Genomic DNA, 18622 nt, shown 5'->3' on the forward strand with positions numbered 1-18622 from the left:
TTTTTATCTTATTAATTTATAGAACCTCTTTTTATTTACCAATTATTTTTTTGCACTTAAAGGAATATAAAACTTCATGCCGGGAGCAATATCATAGGCATAGCCACTCTTCTCGTCGAAGTAGTCGACATACCCTCTAATCAGCGTTGTGTTACCGATATAAATGACAAGTTCATTATCGCCAATCTGTTCTGCATTTATAATTTCATATACTGCATTACGGTTTGTTACATAAGTGTGGTTGTCCGGAGAAAAGGGGAATTCCTTTGCAAAAGTAAAGCAAGCCTTATTGTCGGAGCCATTGTCGATATAAATGAATTTTCCAACCAAAGCTGATGGCTCAGTAGCGCAATCAAGATGCACCTTTATATAATTTTCATCGCTTAACTCACGTGTGAAGTCTACTACTTCTCCGGTTATTCTTGGAAGTGGCATTTCAATTACTGGTTTTTCATATACTGCAAGAATGGTACCGTCACATAACATAGCACCTACCACCTGGTCGTTTTTGAACGATAACAATGCTGCTTTTCCGTTCATTGTAATCCTATTGTCTATGGTATACATTTTGCCTAAATCTCCCAAATTTTCTACATTGATAATGTAATCTATTCTGCCATTTGCCAAACTTACTTTAACTGCTGTACAGCCGGGTTCTGAAGTTTTCGCAAGACATATATCCGAAATTAAACTCTGGTTTTTATAAGGTTCAATGAGAGCAGTAAAAAGACTTTCCAGTTCAATACCTTTTCTATGAGCAATAAGGTAACGCAAACTGCCAGGATTGCCAGGTTTATTTTGCGGAGGTTTACCGTCGGCTAGTGCTACATCGTCAAGCTCGGTAAGCATAGTAAGCTTTAGATGAATATCTTGTTTTTCTTTCCAAACGCCCCACGTATCTATAGCCGCCCAGTCAACGCTGAATACTGGAGCTGGTTTCTCGCATCGTTCAACATTATACAGATAATGAAAACCGCTGCCTTTATAACCTGGTATGCTGTCTTCTAAGCGATCTGCACGTACACCGTACTCTATATCAGGACCTGCATAAGTACCACCATCTTGCTTTTTTAACTTAATGCCTGATACTGTTACTTCACTTTCTGGGCCATGGAAACTATAGTGGTGTTCATTGCCTCCTTTCACTTTGAAAAAGTCTACAATGTATGAATTTTTGTCATCTATATCCACAAAGAAAAGAGTTCTTTTGTATTCATCTACACAGCGGTAAGCGCCTTTAGCTGAAACTTCAATTAACTTACAGCCGTCAAAATCCTCGTAATGTAATGGAGTACCTACAAATTGCATGTCTTGTTTTTCACAATTTACGACAACTGTATTATGGCTAATTGTATTATTATTCCACTCTGAACGGTTAGGCCATTCAACCCTTGCAAACTCCGGATATCCTAAGTCTGGTGCAAGGTCAAGACCAAAAGCATGAATGCCTAAATTTAAAGTATCGCGGTGTCCATGCCATATATTGCGACCATAATAAAGCCATATATCACGCTGAGTATCATTAGCTATATTACGGTAATCTGCTTTGCCGGATTTTAAAATTGCCAGGCCGTAACCGGTCTTATTAATACTTTTTACTGGTAGTTCACCATGTTGCTTTATAACCTGTAAAATATCGTCTGCAATTTGTCCGGCATTTGGTTTGAGAATATTCAAATGTAGACCTTCTACACTGTTGCCATTAATTAAGTATATTAATTGCGCAAGCTCAGGAGTACGGTATTTATTGTATCCGTCGAGCAAGAACGGCAAATTTCCTTTATTTAGATCAGGATTACCGGTTTTACCATGATCAGCGAAAGTTGGATGGTACATGCCTAAGCAAACAACATACGGATATATTGAAAACATTTTTTTAAATTTGGGATGTGAATACAAATCAACATGACTAAATCTATCATATCCATCGAAAAACTGAGCTATTTCATTAAGAGTACTAAGCCATAAGGAGTTGTATCCCAGGGAAGCTTCCATACCCTGACCATCTCTATCCACAAGGGTGAGTAAAATATTAGATAGGTTACCGCCTGACATATGGTAGGACGGCTCTAATTCAATTTCGCCCGGTTTGTATATCCAATCGAGCATTTCTTTAGATTTAATAGGATCGTCTACAACTACTGCGGCAAGCGCAAGAGTACTTTGATGCATACCACAGTTTCCATAAACATAGGCGTTACGTACCGCAGGGTAAACCACAGTAATAATATTTGCTTCAATATGTTGTTTAACGTCACGCATCGAGCAGCGTGGATTTAAGTAGTGAAAATTATAAGTTTTTTTAGTAATAAAATCTAACGCATCGGTGCATTTTCCATCTTCCATTGCAGGTAAAAACGCATCATATGCCAATAAAAGCTGTTTTAATAGATTAGTTTCTGAGATACAACCCAATGCTTTACCTTTAAGAGCTGAACCCCAACTATTCAAGTAACCTTTTTCAAGAGGATAATGTGTTACATCAAGGTCAGGATAAACGTCGGCAATTCGATCAAGCAAAACTATCCCTAAAGAGGCATACTTTTCTTCTCCGGTATAAATATATACATCTCGTAGCGCACACAGCATATTAATCATACTTGGATGAGATCCTGGCGTGGTAAGACCCTCTGACCAAATAGCGTTTAAATTATAATAGGCAATAAAGTGATAAACTCCACCATCCTCTTCATGATAACCATACCCATCATCAACACACCAATCTGCAGGTTTATCTGGATATAGTGTATTTTTTAAGAGCGAGCGGTCAGCCAACTCAGGTACAAATTTTCCCAAATTGTCAAGACCACTTTTATAATATGCGCCGAAATCATTAGATGGGAAACGCGAACCACAGTTTAAGCAACGAACTTTCCATGGATCATCAATACAATTTACACTGAATAGGTTAGAACCGAATTTTCGGGTAGCTTCGTCCTTACATACTGGACAACCTTTGTTTAGATGATGCAGCGTACTGCGAGGTACTCTTTGACATGTCACTAAATCCCACAGACGTTCATAACCAAGCATAAGACATTTATCTGCTAAAGCTTTTGCTTCGTTACAGAGCTTTTGAGCCCAGGAATATTTTGAAATATTGTCGCGAGCTGCTTTAAGTTTATCAGCTCTGTAATACGTACTTTCCATTTTTACTACACAAGTCCTGCTGTTCTTCATGATATTATTCCCCCTATAAGCTAGATTAAATATAAATTAGCTATAAGTTATATTAATAATTTCTTAATTTTAGCTGAAGATCAAAAAATTACTATAGTTCGATACTTCATAGTTAAAATATCGAACTATAGTTTTTTATAACTCAATTAACATTTAATATTGAAATTTACAGGAAAAATTACATGCTTTTTTTTATTTATAGTATTCGTTGTACCACTTGTTTGCTTCTTCTGTAAGCACGTCCAATCCTGACTTATACAGATCGTTTACAAAAGCATCCCATTCTTCCATGCTCTTTTGTCCTGTTATGAATAACTGATAAGCCTCTTGAATTTTCTTTGAAATTGGCGCTGAGTATTGGCCTGAAGATGGTAATGCACCAGCAACAATCGGATTTTCCCAATTTGAAGTATAATTTGCAACCCTGTTTGTATACTCTATTACTTCTTTTCTTTGACCAAACTTGTTGCGCATGTCAAAATTGTTTGATAAAAAGCCTATCATACCTAATCCCAATGATCCGAATTTTTCTTGATCTTTTGTAAGGCTTTCAGGGTATTTTATTAGCCCATTATCTAGATAATAGGTTTCACCTTTTATGCCGCCATGTACAAGCAAATAAACTTCTTCATCTTTATGGTATGCTTCGTATATTTCCATAATCTTTTCCATCTTCTTTGGATCGTTTGCTACTTGTTTTCCTAAGCCAAGTCCATAACCACTAATAAGTTGCCATTTAACAATACCCATTCCACCTGGCCCTTTAAGAGGTTTGCCTTCTGCATAAGTTGCTTTTTCACCCTGTAATTGCTTAAAGTTTTGGTAATTGCCAGAACCCAGATCACCATCAAAAAGTGGAGGATTAAAGTGGTACCACTGGCCACCTACGGTAAAACCAATTATACCATTCCAGAATGGAGGTGAATTATAGTAGTATTGGCCTTTGTTTTCACCAGTAATAAACTCAGGATCTATTAACCCATCTTTATAATATTTTCTAAGTTTTTCAACAGCTTGTTTGGCTAAAGGATTTACAGCATATAACTGGAGATCACCATTATCTGCTTTTTTCCAAAATGTGAATACATCCGGAGGAGTACCGCCATAAGCACCATATACTGCCCACATGCCTCTTTGAGACATTGCAAAAGTATCTGCTTTACCATTTTGATCAGGATCATTTTTTACAAATCTGTACCATGCTTCTTCTGCTTCCTCTATTGTCTCCGGAATTTTAGTAATTCCTACGTTATTAAGCCAATCGTCTCTCCAAATTGGTACCATATGGTATTTTGCCGAGATTTCGAGAGCAGGAAGAGCACAAAGATCATCAGAACCTTCTTTGTACCTGTAAATTTTCCATACATGTTCTCCGCCTGCATTTTTTGTTGTTACTTGATAGAAAGTTGGCATTAATTGCTTAACTTTTTCTAAAGGTATTTTTGCAAGCACACCTTGGTCCCGAAATACAGGCAAGTTTCCGCTAGTCAAGCTCATTACGTCCGGGATATCGCCAGATGCAATCCTTAAGTTCAAAAGCTCAGTTTCGTTGGTTCTGTCCATGTGAATAGGTTCAATTTTTACGTTAAATTTTTCATTGATCAATTTAATCACTGGTGAGTTTGGATCTACTGGTACACTGCCAGCTTGATATTTTATAGAAATAGTTATCGGTTTTTCTTCAGCTGGCTTGGTTGTTCCTGAAGTAGTCTCTTTTGGAGTTGTCGTTTCAGTTTTGACAACACATCCTGCAAAAATGCTTACAATCAAAGCAGATATAAGCATTAATGCAATAAGTTTGCTTAAAGTTTTCATACACATCCCTCCATTTAAATTTTTTATTATTTGTTTTACTATATCAAGGCGATATGCCTTGTTACCCTTTTAATGAACCTATAAGTATTCCTTTTATAAAATATTTTTGTAAGAAAGGATATATCATCATAATAGGAAGTGTTGCAATAATTAAAGTACAAGCCTTTATTACTTCGACATTAATATTCCTCGATAAAGCATAATCCCGTTCCGTGCCACTTCCATAGAATTCTCCCATTGAGTCAATGATTATTCTTCTTAATATTGCTTGCAGGACATATTTTTTTGTATTCCTTATATATATAATACAATCAAACCACGCATTCCAGTGCCCAACTATTGCCCACAATGTTATTGTAGCAAGAATTGGCATAGAAAGAGGAATTATTATACGTAATAATACTAGAAAGTCGCTTGCACCATCTAATTTAGCAGATTCTTCAAGCTCAGCCGGAAGTGACATAAAATAGTTTCTTACTATAAGAACAGTATAGGTACTTATAGCACCTGGGATTGTAAGTGCCCAGATTGTGTTCGAAAGACGTAAAGTTTGAGAAATAAGTAGATATTCAGGTATTAGACCTCCACTAAAGAACATAGTAAATACAAAAATTACAGTAAAAAAGTTTCTATGAGGAAGATTTTTTTTGGAAAGTGGGTAAGATGTCAAAACAATAAGTATTAGATAGATACTTACTCCAACTATAATTCTTATTATTGTATTTTTATATCCTAGCCATAGGTACTCATTGTTTAAAACATGAATATAACCGTCCAAAGAAGTTTCTCTAGGCCAAAGTCTATATCCTATTCTACCTACTTCCAGTGGATGGCTAAAAGAGACTTTGATTATTTCCCAAAATGGAAGAAGTATACTAATTCCTAGTAACGTAAGGAATATATAGTTAATAACTTTAAAGGTATATTCAGCCTTCGAATAGCGAATTTTCATCTTAGTACTGCCTCCTTACCACAACGAATACTCACTTAATTTTCTTGCTATATAATTTGTTATTATAATTAAAATAAAAGCAATTACATTTTTAAAAAGGCCAGCAGCTGTTGAAAAACTATATAAAGCGTTTTCAAGTCCCATCCGGTATACGTAAGTAGAAAACACATCTGCTACACGGTATACAACAGGGGAATATAAATTAAATATCTGATCAAAGTCGTCATTTACTATTCCACCTACTGCAAATATTAGCATAATTACAATTACTGGTGCTATAGATGGTAAAGTAATATAAATAGCTTGCTTAAATTTACTTGCTCCATCTAAAACAGCAGATTCATATAGTTGAATATCTACATTTGATATAGAAGCAAGATAAACTATAGTACCCCACCCAACTTCTTTCCATATAGAAGAAATAACAAGTACTGCACGAAAATACCTGGGATCTGCAACAAAGAAAATAGGCTGCCTACCCAAAGCTCTCAATAAATTATTTATTGGTCCAGTTGAGGGAGAAAGGAAGTTAATTAATAACCCGCTTAATACTACCCATGATAAAAAATGAGGCATGTATGAAATTGTTTGTATGGTTTTTTTAAAGTGAATATTCTGGACCTCATTAATAAGGAGGGCAAGTATAATAGGTGCAGGAAATCCAAATATTAATTTATAAGTGCTAATAATTAATGTATTTTTAAAAACTTGCCACACATCAGAAGTACCAAACATTATTTTAAAATGTTTAAGCCCTACCCAAGGACTTGCTAAAATACCATCTACAAGTCTGTAATCTTTGAAAGCAATGATTACACCATAAATAGGACCGTATTTAAATATAATATAATGAATTAAACCAGGTAATAACATTAATAAGAAATATCTATACCTATAATATTTTTTAAATAGATCTTTATTAAAATTGAATAGACCAAGTTTTTTATTTATTATTATATTTCTTTTTATGTTATTAAAAGTGTCCATTGGCTAAAACTCCTTCTTTATTAATATAAGTGTTGCAACTTCTCAACTTCAGTTAAAAATAAAGAAACCTTTATTTAACATAAACCTTCAATAACAATCTAGCATTTGATGCTTTGTTTTTCAATACACAAATTAATAACATTATATATACAAAGTTATGATTTGACATAATTTTACACTGTAAAAATATTGTTTTTTTATTATTTTATATAAAAAATTAATATTTCAATAAAAAGAAGGAAGTTAAGGTGATATTACTCTTAAAAGAGATTAATATTAATATTTATTTTGAAAAGTCAGTACAAAATTTTATTAGTTTACACGGAAATTGTAATAGTGGTATAATTTTATTAAAGTATAAAGTTTAAGAGAGGGAAATATATGTTAAAGCGAATTTTTCTAAAGTTTTTAAGCATAGGTTTAAAGAAAAGTCATTATAGAAAAATGCTTTTATTTTATTCTGTATTTACCCTTTCTATAATTACGACTTCTTCATTCATATTAATAAGTTATTTTAATAATGCGCTATCAAATGAGGCAAAGGTTTCCAACCTGAGACTTTTGACTCAGATTAGGGTTTATTCCGATACTATGCTGCGAGAAAGTGTTTATTCTTTAATAAATAGAAAATTTGTAGATATTTGTAGTGACAAGAATGTTTTTGATTTTTTTTCAGATAATCAACCAAATAATCTGGAAGTATTAAACAGACTATATCGTGATTTATGGCTTATTGCAACAAACAATAATATTATCGAGTCAATTTATGTATACCGTAAAACTGACAACACTTTGGTATCGTCAAAAGAGGGTATATGTATTTCTGTTTCGGCCTCGGAGGATACTAAACGCCAGTATGTGAATTTTAAGCTTATTGAGGAGATGATGCTATCCTCTGCAAGAAACAGATGGATAAGTCCCATCGAAAATAGAGATTTTTGGGGGGAACAACCAATAATATCGTTTGTGGTCTCAGTACCTCTACTTGCATCCGAAAGTAATGTTCTTGGAGTGGTTATAGACAGGGTTATCAAAAATCTTTCAGAAAGAGTTAATGAGATGGAAGAAACTATTCGAAGCAACCAGGGAATTATAAGGTATAAAATAGCTATGGATATAATTAATGGTAGCATATCCGGAATTAATGAATTAAACGAACGACTTAAAGTGGTTAATGATGGGATGCCTTACGACAGCTTTTGCATAATAATCACAGAGATGGATGGCCGAAGTCTTAACCTGTTGTCACCTGAACAGCGTGAATATGAGCTTTACAAAACAATTGAGATTATAAGTGACATTTTTTGCAGAAACTGCAAACATTTAAGTGTCTCAGCCAATCCAAAGCGGATAGTTACTGTTATAAATTTTGACAATTATAATTATATTAGGGGTAATTTACCAACACTTCTTCAAATGATAAGAATGCATACAGGTATGAATTGCAATATAGCACTGAGTGAAAAAACAGATAACATCTTTAATTTGAGAAATCTCTTTGAACGTAGCGAAGCTTTATTAAACTATAGCTTTATATACAATTATGGAAATGTCTTTATCCAAGACATAATAGATAATCTTGAAAAAGATAGCAAAATTTTTGATTTCTCGCTATTGGATAATATTGCAACACTTTTAAAGTCATGTAAAATATCGGCTGCTAAGGAAGAGGTAGTCAAAATATTTACATTAATCAGAACTGAAAACTATACTTATGACCATGTGCAGAGTATAATTATTCAATTAATCGGGCTGTTTTGTAAAATTATAAAAGAACAGGATATAGATGCACACATAGACAGAAACAGCATATTTTCAAGTTTTAATGAAATAACTTCTCTTGATGAATGCCAGCAATGGATTTTACAGCTAATTGATGTGTATGAAGAAAGTGTAAGTATTCGGAATAGCTCGATAGACACTGAATTTATAAATAAAATAGTAACTTTTATATCTGGAAATATTGAAAGCCAGTTGACTTTAAATAGTGTTGCAAAAGAGTTTAAAATCAGCCCCAATTACTTAAGTAAAATTTTCAAGGTGGGTACAGGGGTAAACTTTTCTGAATTTCTTATACAGAAAAAACTTCACAAGGCAAAGGAATTATTATTGGCAGATAGAAAAACAACAGTAGACGATATAGCAAAAAGGCTTGGATATTTTAACACTACTTATTTTATTTCACTTTTTAAAGAGAATTTTGGAATAACCCCTGCAAAGTTCAGAAAAAGAAATTTACTTTAAGTGTAGTCTGTGTTATAATAAAAATAAGTAATTTATAATTAAAATTAATAGTTTTAATATTTATGTTCAAGTGGAGAAATGGAGTCACATTAAATATGGTTCCCAAAGGGAGCTTATATTTGATGTGGCTTTTTTATTTGTAAAGTGTTAATATTAGAGGTTTTAATATTAGAGGTTTTCTAGCACTTTGCAAATTGCCGGTAGCATCCATTGAAGATGCTGTTGAGCTTCATTAATTTGTGAGGGAATTAACAAGGGGGATTAAAAGAATGGTTTATGATGTTGTAGTTATTGGCGCCGGGGTAATAGGTTGCCATACGGCAAGGCAGCTCTCTAGGTATAAATTGAAAATATGCTTGTTGGAAAAACACTCGGACGTGGCGTCGGGCACAAGTTCGGCAAACAGCGGAATTATCCATGCAGGTTATGATGCAGAACCGGGTAGCCTTAAAGCCAAGTTTAATGTTCGGGGCAATAAAATGATGGATCAGGTTGCTAGAGAGTTGGATGTTCCCTTCAAGAGGATAGGTTCCTTGGTCCTTGCCTTTAACCAAGACGATATGATAAAGATAAAAACTCTGTATGAAAGGGGATTAACAAATGGTGTACAGGGTATGGAAATACTTACAGCTTCCCAGGTACGGGAAAAGGAGCCAAATGTTTCAGAAGAAACAATAGGCGCTTTATATGCTCCCAGTGCAGGCATTATATGTCCTTATGAGCTTACTATAAGTGCCGCAGAAAATGCTGTTGAAAATGGAGTTGATATTGTATTGGAGTGTGAGGTTAAAAACATAAAGGTTGAGGGTATATCATTTTGTGGTGAGGATAAGACATTGTACTGCAATAACAGGCCATTGTTTGATGGGGACAGATTATTGTATGATAATGACCGTCCATTGTACAGTATAGCCACAAACCAAGGTGAGTTTAAGGCAAGGTATGTAGTAAATTGTGCCGGTCTGTATGCAGATACGGTAGCTGCAATGGTTGGAGATACTTCTTTCACGGTAAATTCCAGGAAGGGAGAGTATATACTTTTTGACAAGAGGCAGGGCAGAATAGTAAATTCGGTAATATTTCAGACACCTACAAAAATGGGGAAAGGAATACTGGTTACACCAACAGTAGACGGCAATTTGCTGATTGGACCAAACGCCGTTGATATAAATAATAAAAATGATTTATCGACAACCAGGGAAGGATTGGATCAAGTGTTGCGGGGTGCCTTTAAGTCTGTACCGGGTATAGATAAAAGGAATATCATAACGTCCTTTGCCGGCCTTCGAGCCATACCGTCCACAGGGGATTTTATAATCGGAGAATCAAGAGTGGCAAAAGGTTTTATAAATGTTGCAGGTATAGAATCACCCGGCCTTACTGCAGCCCCTGCCATAGCAGAATATGTTGTTGAGGAAATTCTAAGGAATACGGGATTAAAACTTATTCCGAGACCTGGTTTTAATCCTCTAAGGCGCCCTGTTAAGAGATTTAGAAATATGGAAGAATATGAGCTGGCAGGTTTGATAAAGGAAAACCCTTTATATGGGCGTATTGTGTGCAGGTGTGAAAAGGTCAGCGCTGCAGAAATAATTGATTCTATAAGGAGACCTGCAGGTGCAAGGACCCTGGACGGGATAAAAAGAAGGACCAGGGCCGGTATGGGAAGGTGCCAGGGGGGATTCTGTACGCCGAGGGTTATGGAGATATTATCCCAGGAGCTTGATGTACCCATCGATAAAATAACAAAGTCGGGTGGAAACTCGTGGATGCTGGCAGGCAGGACAAAATGAATTAAAGGTTACATGCTATACATATTAAAAGAAAGATGGAAAGGGGACGGTTTGATGCAGGAAACACTAAAAATATGGGATATGCAGAAAGTGCAAGAAACACAGGAAACGCATGATATAGGGAAAATGCAAGGAATACAGAAAGTCCAGGGAATACGGAAAGCGCGACGAACACAGAAAGTCCAGGCAAAAAACCAGGCAACGGAAGCTGCCAGGGAAGTAGACCTAATAGTAATAGGAGGGGGACCGGCCGGATTGGCTGCGGCTGTTGAAGCACGAAAATGCGGTGTGGAAAACATATTAATCCTTGAAAGGGAAGTTGAGCTTGGGGGTATACTCCAACAGTGCATACACACCGGGTTTGGACTTAAAATTTTTGGTGAAGAGCTTACAGGCCCTGAGTATGCAGAAAGGTTTATTAAGCAGGTGAAAGATTTGGGTATTGGTTTTAAACTTGATACTATGGTCATTGATATTACCGGGAATAAAACCATTACTGCTGTTAACAAAAGTGAAGGGCTTATAAAACTAAAAGCGAAGGCATTAGTGTTGGCCATGGGGTGCAGGGAAAGGACCAGGGGTGCCCTTAACATTCCGGGGACGAGACCTGCGGGAATATATACAGCCGGTACCGCCCAGCGGTTTGTCAATATGGAAGGCTATCTTCCCGGCAAAAAAGTTGTTATTCTGGGTTCAGGAGATATCGGCCTTATAATGGCAAGGCGTATGACTCTTGAAGGCGCATCAGTAAAAATGGTGTGCGAATTAATGCCTTACCCGGGAGGATTAACCAGGAACATTGTTCAATGCTTGGATGATTATAATATACCTCTAAAGCTTAACTGTACTGTTGTTGAAATACATGGCAAAAAGAGGGTGGAGGGTGTTACAATTGCACAGGTAGATAATAACCGAAAGCCAATACCTAATACATATGAGTATGTGGAATGCGATACTTTGCTTCTTTCAGTAGGACTTATACCGGAAAATGAGTTGTCGATGGAAGCGGGGGTCGTGATAGACCCTGTTACTTCAGGGCCTGTTGTAAATGAATCAATGGAGACATCCATTGGAGGGATATTTGCCTGTGGCAATGTAGTGCACGTTCACGACCTGGTTGACCGGGTAACGGAAGAGGCCATGCGGGCAGGAAGAAGCGCAGCTAAGTTTATTTTGTCCGGTAAATATGAAGGTATACAGCCCGGTATCCGCCTTCCGGATGAAAAATCTACCATTACAACAGTTGCAGGTGAAGGGATAAGGTATGTTGTTCCTCAAATAATCAGAAAAGAGTATGTGGAAGAAAATTCGGAAATACTATTTAGGGTAAGGGATGTATACAGAAATGTCAGGATTTCTTTAATAAGCGGAGGTGAAAAAATATATTCCGTTAAAAAGGTTAGGGTTGCACCTGGGGAGATGGAAAGCATAAAGCTTACAAAGCAACTCCTGGAAAAGATAAGGGATGGCCACAAAATTATTGTACAATTAGAAGACATTTAGTTATAATAGCATTAGAAGAAAAATGAGAGAATTTAAAAACAAGAATATAAAAGTGAAATAAGAAGACACAAGGATGCTTAAGGATGCTTAGGGATAATGAGCAGGGTTACTAAAAATGGAGGTGCAAGGTAATTGGATAAAAACATAGAAAACCTATTAAATACTGATATTTCAGACATGGCCGGCATGTCATTTTATTGTGACACATGCAAAAGGGAGCATTCGGTAGATATTGAGAAAATAATCATTGAAAAAGGTGCTGTAAATACAGTTCCGGCTGTTGCTGACGGTTTCAAGGAGGGAAAAGTATTCCTGGTAGCTGATAATAATACATACCGTGTATGTGGGGAGAAGGTTGAACATCTTTTAGAAGAAAAAGGGTTTAAACTGAAAACCTTTGTTTTTAATACCCCTCATCAGCTTGTGCCCGGAGAACAGACGCTTGGACGGCTTCTTATAGAAGTGGAGAAGGATACGACCCTCATAGTTGCTGTTGGGTCAGGAGTAATAAATGATATGTGCAGGTATTTGAGTTATAAGATGGACATACCTTATATTATTGTTGGTACAGCTCCTTCCATGGACGGCTATGCATCAGTGGTTACACCAACCATAGTTGATGGAATTAAAGCTACTTTGGGAGGAGTATATCCGTATGCAATCATAGGTGATCTTGACATCTTGAAAGAGGCTCCTATGGAAATGCTTTATGCAGGCTTCGGCGACATACTTGGAAAGCTTATAGCCCTTACTGACTGGGATCTTTCCAGGAAATTAAACGGGGAAAAGTATTGTGATATCTGTGCAGCTTTTGTAAGAAATGCTCTTGAAAAATGTATCAATAATGTTGATGGAATAAAAAACCGGGAAGAAAAAGCAATTAAATACCTCATGGAAGCCCTGATATTGGCCGGCGTAACAATGGGCATGTTTGGAAACTCAAGACCGGCTTCGGGAGCCGAGCACCACTTTGCCCATTACTGGGATGAGGATGCTATTTCAAGGGGAGAAGAACATCCTCTCCATGGTAACTCTGTCGGTGTAGGAACAGTTGTCGCATCAGAAATTTATAAGCTTATAGGCGACAGAATTCCTGTAAAAGTTAATCCTCCGGACCCTAAGGAAGTAAGGAGTTTACTTAAGCGCCTGGGAGCATGGGATAATCCCCGAGATTTAGGTATAAGCAGGGACCTTTTCAGGAGGAGTGTTCTTCATTCAAAAGATAATAGGCCTAAATTCACTGTTTCACACCTGGCAGGCCAGATGGGGCTATTAGAGGAGTTTTCAGAGATTTTAACACAAAAGTTTTATGGAGGGTGCAACTAATGGGCACAAAAAATTTGACCTTCAGGGATAAAAAACTTTTTGTGCTTGATATGGACGGCACTTTCTACCTGGGAGACAAGATTCTGGAAGGTTCCTTAGACTTTATAGAAAAAGTAAAGGAAACAGGGAAGGAATTTATGTTTTTTACCAACAACGCTTCTAAAACTTCTGAATATTATAAAAATAAGCTTTTGAAGATGGGGTGCAAGGTTAATGGAAAAAACATTGTTACGGCAGGAGATGTAACTATTGAATACCTCATTGAAAATTATCCCGGCAAAAAAGTATATCTTGTAGGTACCCCTCTACTGGAAGACAGTTTCAGGAAGGCAGGGATAGACCTGGTACAGGAAGATGCGGATGCGGTAGTAGTAAGCTTTGATTTGACCCTTACCTATGAAAAGTTATCAAAAGCCTGTACCTTTATCAGGAAAGGGGCAACCTTTATTGCAACACATATGGATTTAAATTGTCCCACAGAACATGGGTTTATTCCGGACTGCGGCTCCATATGTGCCATGGTTACTGCTTCGACAGGGGTTAAACCCAGGTACCTTGGGAAACCTTTTAAAGAAACTGTTGATATGATAGAGAGAATATCAGGCTACAAAAAGAATGAAATAGTTATTATCGGCGACAGATTATATACGGATATAGCAACAGGTTATAATAACGGAGTAACAAGTATCCTTGTACTTACCGGCGAAACGAAACTGGAAGATATTGCTCAATCAGATATTAAGCCGGATTTCATCTTCCCGTCCCTGGGATGTGTGGCACAAGTTTTATGAATGGCAAATATCAAGGATAAAGAAGTAATAATAAAGGTGATGAATATTTATTATGGCAAAATATAATTCGGTAAAAGGAGAGACTAAATTGGTAAAAAAGAACATTACTTGCATAGTGTGTCCTGTGGGGTGTAACCTCGAAATATCCTATAAGGATGGAAAGGTTATTGAAGTATCGGGCTACACTTGTAAAAAAGGTATGGATTATGGCTGGGCTGAAGGTACAAATCCGAAAAGGGTTTTGACCACCACTGTAAGGATAAAAGGCGGAAGATTGCCTGTTTTGCCGGTAAAATCGGAGAAACCTTTACCCAAGGATTTGCTTTTTGAATGCATGAAAGTGATAAATGCTGTTAGACTTGAGGCGCCGGTAGCTTTAGGAGACGTAGTTGTGGAAAACATACTTGGTACCGGCGTGAATATAGTTGCTGTAAAAAGCAGTTCATAAAACAAGTTATTTACCAGTTGAGGAGGGACTACCCCAATGAAGTGGACAAGGGAAGAATATATAGGTTTAATGACTTTTGAAAAGGTTGACAGGCAAATGTTCGTTGAACTTTTCGGGCCTCTTATAGGGCTTGAAGATGAATGGAGGGCACAGGGAGCTACCCAGGAAGAAATTGATTTGGTTGCCTTTGACTTTGACTATGTTCCCCTGGTAGACTGTGGAGGAAATACAGGCATAATGGGAGGCATGGAGCCCAAAATCATTGAAGAAACAGAGGAATATACCATTGAAACCGATGTTCTTGGAAGGACAATGAAATTATGTAAAGGAACCGCCACTATACCTTTACCTCTCGATTACCCTGTAAAGGATATGGACAGCTGGCTTAGAATAAAGCACCTTTATGAGTATAGCGATGCCCGTATAAACTGGAATGAAGTTGAGAAAGCAAAGAAAGCACAAAAAGAAGGGGCATTGGTTATTGCCTGGATACCTGGAGGTTTTGATACTCCAAGGCAATTGATGGGAGAAGAGGAATGCTGTATTTGTTATTATGAAAAGCCTGAGCTTATGCATGATATCCTTGAAACTATAGGAGAAACTGCCTTCAGGGTATTGGACAAAATAAGCAGGGAATTGGTGATTGATAATTTATCCGTGCATGAAGACTTGGCGGGAAAGTCGGGGCCTTTGATAGGACCGGGACAGGTTAAGGAGTTTATTTTGCCCTACTATAGAAAAGTATGGGATTTATTGTCTTCCAGGGGCACAAAACTATTCAGCCTGGATAGTGACGGCAATATAAATCCTTTAATTGATGCTTTCCTGGAATGTGGCGTTAATATAATGTACCCGATGGAACCAAATGGCGGAATGGATATAGTTGAATTAAGGGAAAAATACGGAAAACGCCTTGCTTTTAAGGGTGGAATTGACAAATTTGTATTAAGGGGTTCAAAGGAAGAGATACTTAGGGAATTGGAATACAAGCTTCAGCCAATTATGCAGCAGGGAGGTATGGTTTTCGGTATAGACCACCGTATTCCTAATGGGACGCCCCTGGAAAACTACAGGTATTATGTTGATACTGCCAGGAAAATGCTGGGATTAGAGCCTAGGAGCCCGGAAAATAAAGGATGGGCAAGAATGGCTTTTTAAATTTTTTTAACTTGAAGTAAATTATTTTATAATCCTGCCGATATAGTAAATGTAAACAGTAAACGGACAGTAAGTTAAGTGGAATGAAATGCAAATGAAAAATAACAGGACAAAGAGAATGAGGACGATTGAAAAATAAAATAAAACCGGGAGGATTTTATGATACGTGGGTTGTATGCCTCAGGCTGGAGTATGATGGCCAATAGCAGAAAAATGGATGTAATAGCGAATAATCTTTCAAATATTAACACAAACGGCTTCAAAAAGGATTCTGTTATATTTGAAAGTTTTCCGGAATTACTTGCCAAACGTGTAAATGATTACAGAAGCATTGCAAATCCTTCAGGCATGCTGGGTACAATGGAAATAAGCAGCGATGTGGGAGAAATCTTTACTTATTACCGCCAGGGACAATTGAACAAAACTGGCAACAGGCTTGACCTTGCTATATCTGACACCGGTAATGCTTTCTTTACCATAGGTGTTGCAGCACCTGACGGTACTATAAGGGAGCTCTATACAAGAGATGGCGCTTTCACAATAAATTCTCAAAATTTTCTCGCTACGAAAGACGGATACCTGGTTATGGGACAAAATGGGCCTCTCCGCCTGCAAGACAGGGAATTTATTGTTGAGGAGGATGGGACAATTATTCAGGATGGTGCAGTGATAGACAGGCTGTTAATCAGGAGTTTTGCGAATACATCGACATTACGCAAGATTGGTTCGAATTTGGTGGGAAGGACAGAGCAAACAGAAGAACAGCCCTTTAACGGCAGAGTTCTTCAGGAGTTTTTGGAACAATCAAATGTAAATGTTATCAGGGAAATGGTGGATATGGTGACTGTTTTGCGTGCCTATGAAGCAAACCAAAAAATACTGCAGATCCAGGACAGTACCCTGGAAAAAGCAGTTAACGAAGTAGGCGTTGTAAGGTGAAGTAAACCAATAAGACCTAATAAAACCTATATTTTAGTATTTTAAAGGAGGATGTTTCTTTTATGATGAGGGCTCTTTGGACTGCAGGCTCAGGAATGATTGCCCAACAATTTAACGTGGATGTAATATCAAATAATCTTGCTAATGTTAATACAACGGCATACAAAAAAGAAAGGGTGGAATTTAAGGATTTGCTTTATGAAACTTTAAGCAGGGCACATGTCCTTGAAGACAGAGGGGTACCTGTAAACCTTCAAGTAGGGCATGGAACTATAGTATCTGCTACAGTTAAGAATTTTCAATCAGGAAGTTTTGAAAAAACAGATAATCCCTTTGATTTTGCAATAAATGGAGAAGGATTTTTTATGGTACTGGGCCCAAGAGACGAGATTTTATATACCAGGGACGGTAGCTTCAAAATAAGTGTAACCGATATGGGGAAAATGCTTACAACTTCCGACGGCTATCCCGTGCTGGATGAGTTCGGGACAGAGATAATATTCGACTATGATTTGGATTTATCAAAATTGAATGTCTCAGAAGACGGAAATTTAAGTTACACTGACGAGGAGGGAATAACCATACCCCTTGGGCAGAGAATAGGGATTGTCGGTTTTGACAACAGGAACGGCCTTGAGAGTATTGGAAAAAATTTTTATGCAGCAACATCCGCTTCAGGAGAACCTATTCCCAACGAGGAACTGGTAAATAAAAGCGTATTAATGCAAAGGTACTTAGAAACATCAAATGTCCAGGTAGTGGAAGAAATGGTAAAGTTGATTGTTGCCCAGAGGGCGTATGAGTTAAATTCAAAAGCAATACAGTCTTCTGATGAAATGATTGGAATGGCGAATAATTTGAAGAGATAGCTTTGTTGGGGTAGAAAAAGAGGGGTAAAGTTATTATGAATGTATTAGATATGTATAATGTTGAATTGAGATTGCCGCAAACCAATAGCGCAAATAATTCTCAAAAAAATACGATTAATGCTGTTGTTCCCGAAGAGCAAGGCTTTGAGGAAAAGCTAAAGCGTGCCATGGAAAACAAGGACGAAAAAGCTTTAAAGGAGACATGCCAGCAATTTGAAGAGCTTTTTTTACAGATGATGTACAGGCAGATGAAAGCAACAGTGCCGAAATCAGGGTTGTTTTCTGAAAACATCTCGACAGAAATTTTTGATTCCATGCTTGATGAATCTTTGATGAAAGAAGCATCAAAAGCAAACGGCGTTGGATTGGCAGACATGATGTATAAACAGCTTTATAAAAAAATGTATAATACATATAAAATTGAGAACGAATAACACATAAAATAGGTATTACAGTAAAGATAGGTATTACAATAAAGAGCAGGGAAGTAGCTATTATAAATAAAGTGTTGATTACAAAGAAAATTGAAAATGGAGTTAAAAGAATAAAGAATCTTTTAAAGAAGCCACAGGCACAAAGAACGAAGGTAATTGCTTTAATTACCGGGTGTGTGTTTA

Annotated in this window: 14 protein-coding genes; 10 read left to right on the forward strand and 4 right to left on the reverse strand. The window is 37.0% G+C overall.

The features are described from left to right. Positions 1 to 42 precede the first annotated feature (42 nt). The 4 genes from HPY74_02070 to HPY74_02085 form a co-directional block, all read right to left on the reverse strand. Positions 43 to 3180, reverse strand: coding sequence for a heparinase II/III family protein (locus tag HPY74_02070; protein ID NSW89462.1), 3138 nt, complete (start codon positions 3178 to 3180; stop codon positions 43 to 45). Between the two features lie 192 nt (positions 3181 to 3372). After that, entirely contained in the window at positions 3373 to 4995 is a 1623-nt protein-coding gene (locus tag HPY74_02075; GenBank protein ID NSW89463.1) for a hypothetical protein, read from the reverse strand. A 61-nt stretch (positions 4996 to 5056) separates the two neighbouring features. After that, positions 5057 to 5947 (reverse strand): carbohydrate ABC transporter permease, encoded by an 891-nt coding sequence (locus tag HPY74_02080; protein ID NSW89464.1) that lies wholly within the window; start codon positions 5945 to 5947, stop codon positions 5057 to 5059. 15 nt (positions 5948 to 5962) lie between these two features. Beyond that, a complete protein-coding gene (locus HPY74_02085; protein NSW89465.1) occupies positions 5963 to 6934 on the reverse strand; it encodes a sugar ABC transporter permease in 972 nt (323 codons plus the stop codon). Positions 6935 to 7315: 381 nt separating this feature from the next. Between HPY74_02085 and HPY74_02090 the strand changes: the two genes are divergently transcribed. From HPY74_02090 to HPY74_02135, 10 genes are all read left to right on the forward strand, one after another. Then, entirely contained in the window at positions 7316 to 9178 is a 1863-nt protein-coding gene (locus HPY74_02090) for a helix-turn-helix domain-containing protein (protein ID NSW89466.1), read from the forward strand. A gap of 269 nt (positions 9179 to 9447) precedes the next feature. Next, the gene (locus HPY74_02095) at positions 9448 to 10971 is read left to right on the forward strand and encodes an NAD(P)/FAD-dependent oxidoreductase (protein NSW89467.1); all 1524 of its coding nucleotides are present in this window, start codon (positions 9448 to 9450) and stop codon (positions 10969 to 10971) included. Positions 10972 to 11097: 126 nt separating this feature from the next. After that, positions 11098 to 12474, forward strand: coding sequence for an FAD-dependent oxidoreductase (locus tag HPY74_02100; GenBank protein NSW89468.1), 1377 nt, complete (start codon positions 11098 to 11100; stop codon positions 12472 to 12474). 132 nt (positions 12475 to 12606) lie between these two features. Then, positions 12607 to 13800 (forward strand): sn-glycerol-1-phosphate dehydrogenase, encoded by a 1194-nt coding sequence (locus HPY74_02105; protein NSW89469.1) that lies wholly within the window; start codon positions 12607 to 12609, stop codon positions 13798 to 13800. After that, complete coding sequence (locus HPY74_02110; GenBank protein NSW89470.1) at positions 13800 to 14591, forward strand: HAD-IIA family hydrolase; 792 nt, start codon at positions 13800 to 13802, stop codon at positions 14589 to 14591. The genes HPY74_02105 and HPY74_02110 overlap by 1 nt, the downstream gene beginning before the upstream one ends. 52 nt (positions 14592 to 14643) lie before the next feature. Next, positions 14644 to 15039 (forward strand): DUF1667 domain-containing protein, encoded by a 396-nt coding sequence (locus HPY74_02115; protein NSW89471.1) that lies wholly within the window; start codon positions 14644 to 14646, stop codon positions 15037 to 15039. Positions 15040 to 15075: 36 nt separating this feature from the next. After that, on the forward strand, positions 15076 to 16197 hold the full coding sequence (locus tag HPY74_02120) for a hypothetical protein (protein ID NSW89472.1): 1122 nt from the start codon (positions 15076 to 15078) through the stop codon (positions 16195 to 16197). A gap of 159 nt (positions 16198 to 16356) precedes the next feature. Further along, positions 16357 to 17136, forward strand: coding sequence for a flagellar hook-basal body protein (locus HPY74_02125; protein ID NSW89473.1), 780 nt, complete (start codon positions 16357 to 16359; stop codon positions 17134 to 17136). Between the two features lie 62 nt (positions 17137 to 17198). After that, positions 17199 to 18005, forward strand: a complete 807-nt coding sequence (locus HPY74_02130) for a flagellar hook-basal body protein (GenBank protein ID NSW89474.1) — start codon at positions 17199 to 17201, stop codon at positions 18003 to 18005. Positions 18006 to 18055: 50 nt separating this feature from the next. Then, positions 18056 to 18439: a rod-binding protein gene (locus tag HPY74_02135; GenBank protein ID NSW89475.1), complete on the forward strand. Its 384-nt coding sequence runs from the start codon at positions 18056 to 18058 to the stop codon at positions 18437 to 18439. The last annotated feature ends 183 nt before the right edge of the window (positions 18440 to 18622 follow it).

The organism is Bacillota bacterium (genome assembly GCA_013314855.1).
Taxonomy (GTDB): domain Bacteria; phylum Bacillota; class Clostridia; order Acetivibrionales; family DUMC01; genus Ch48.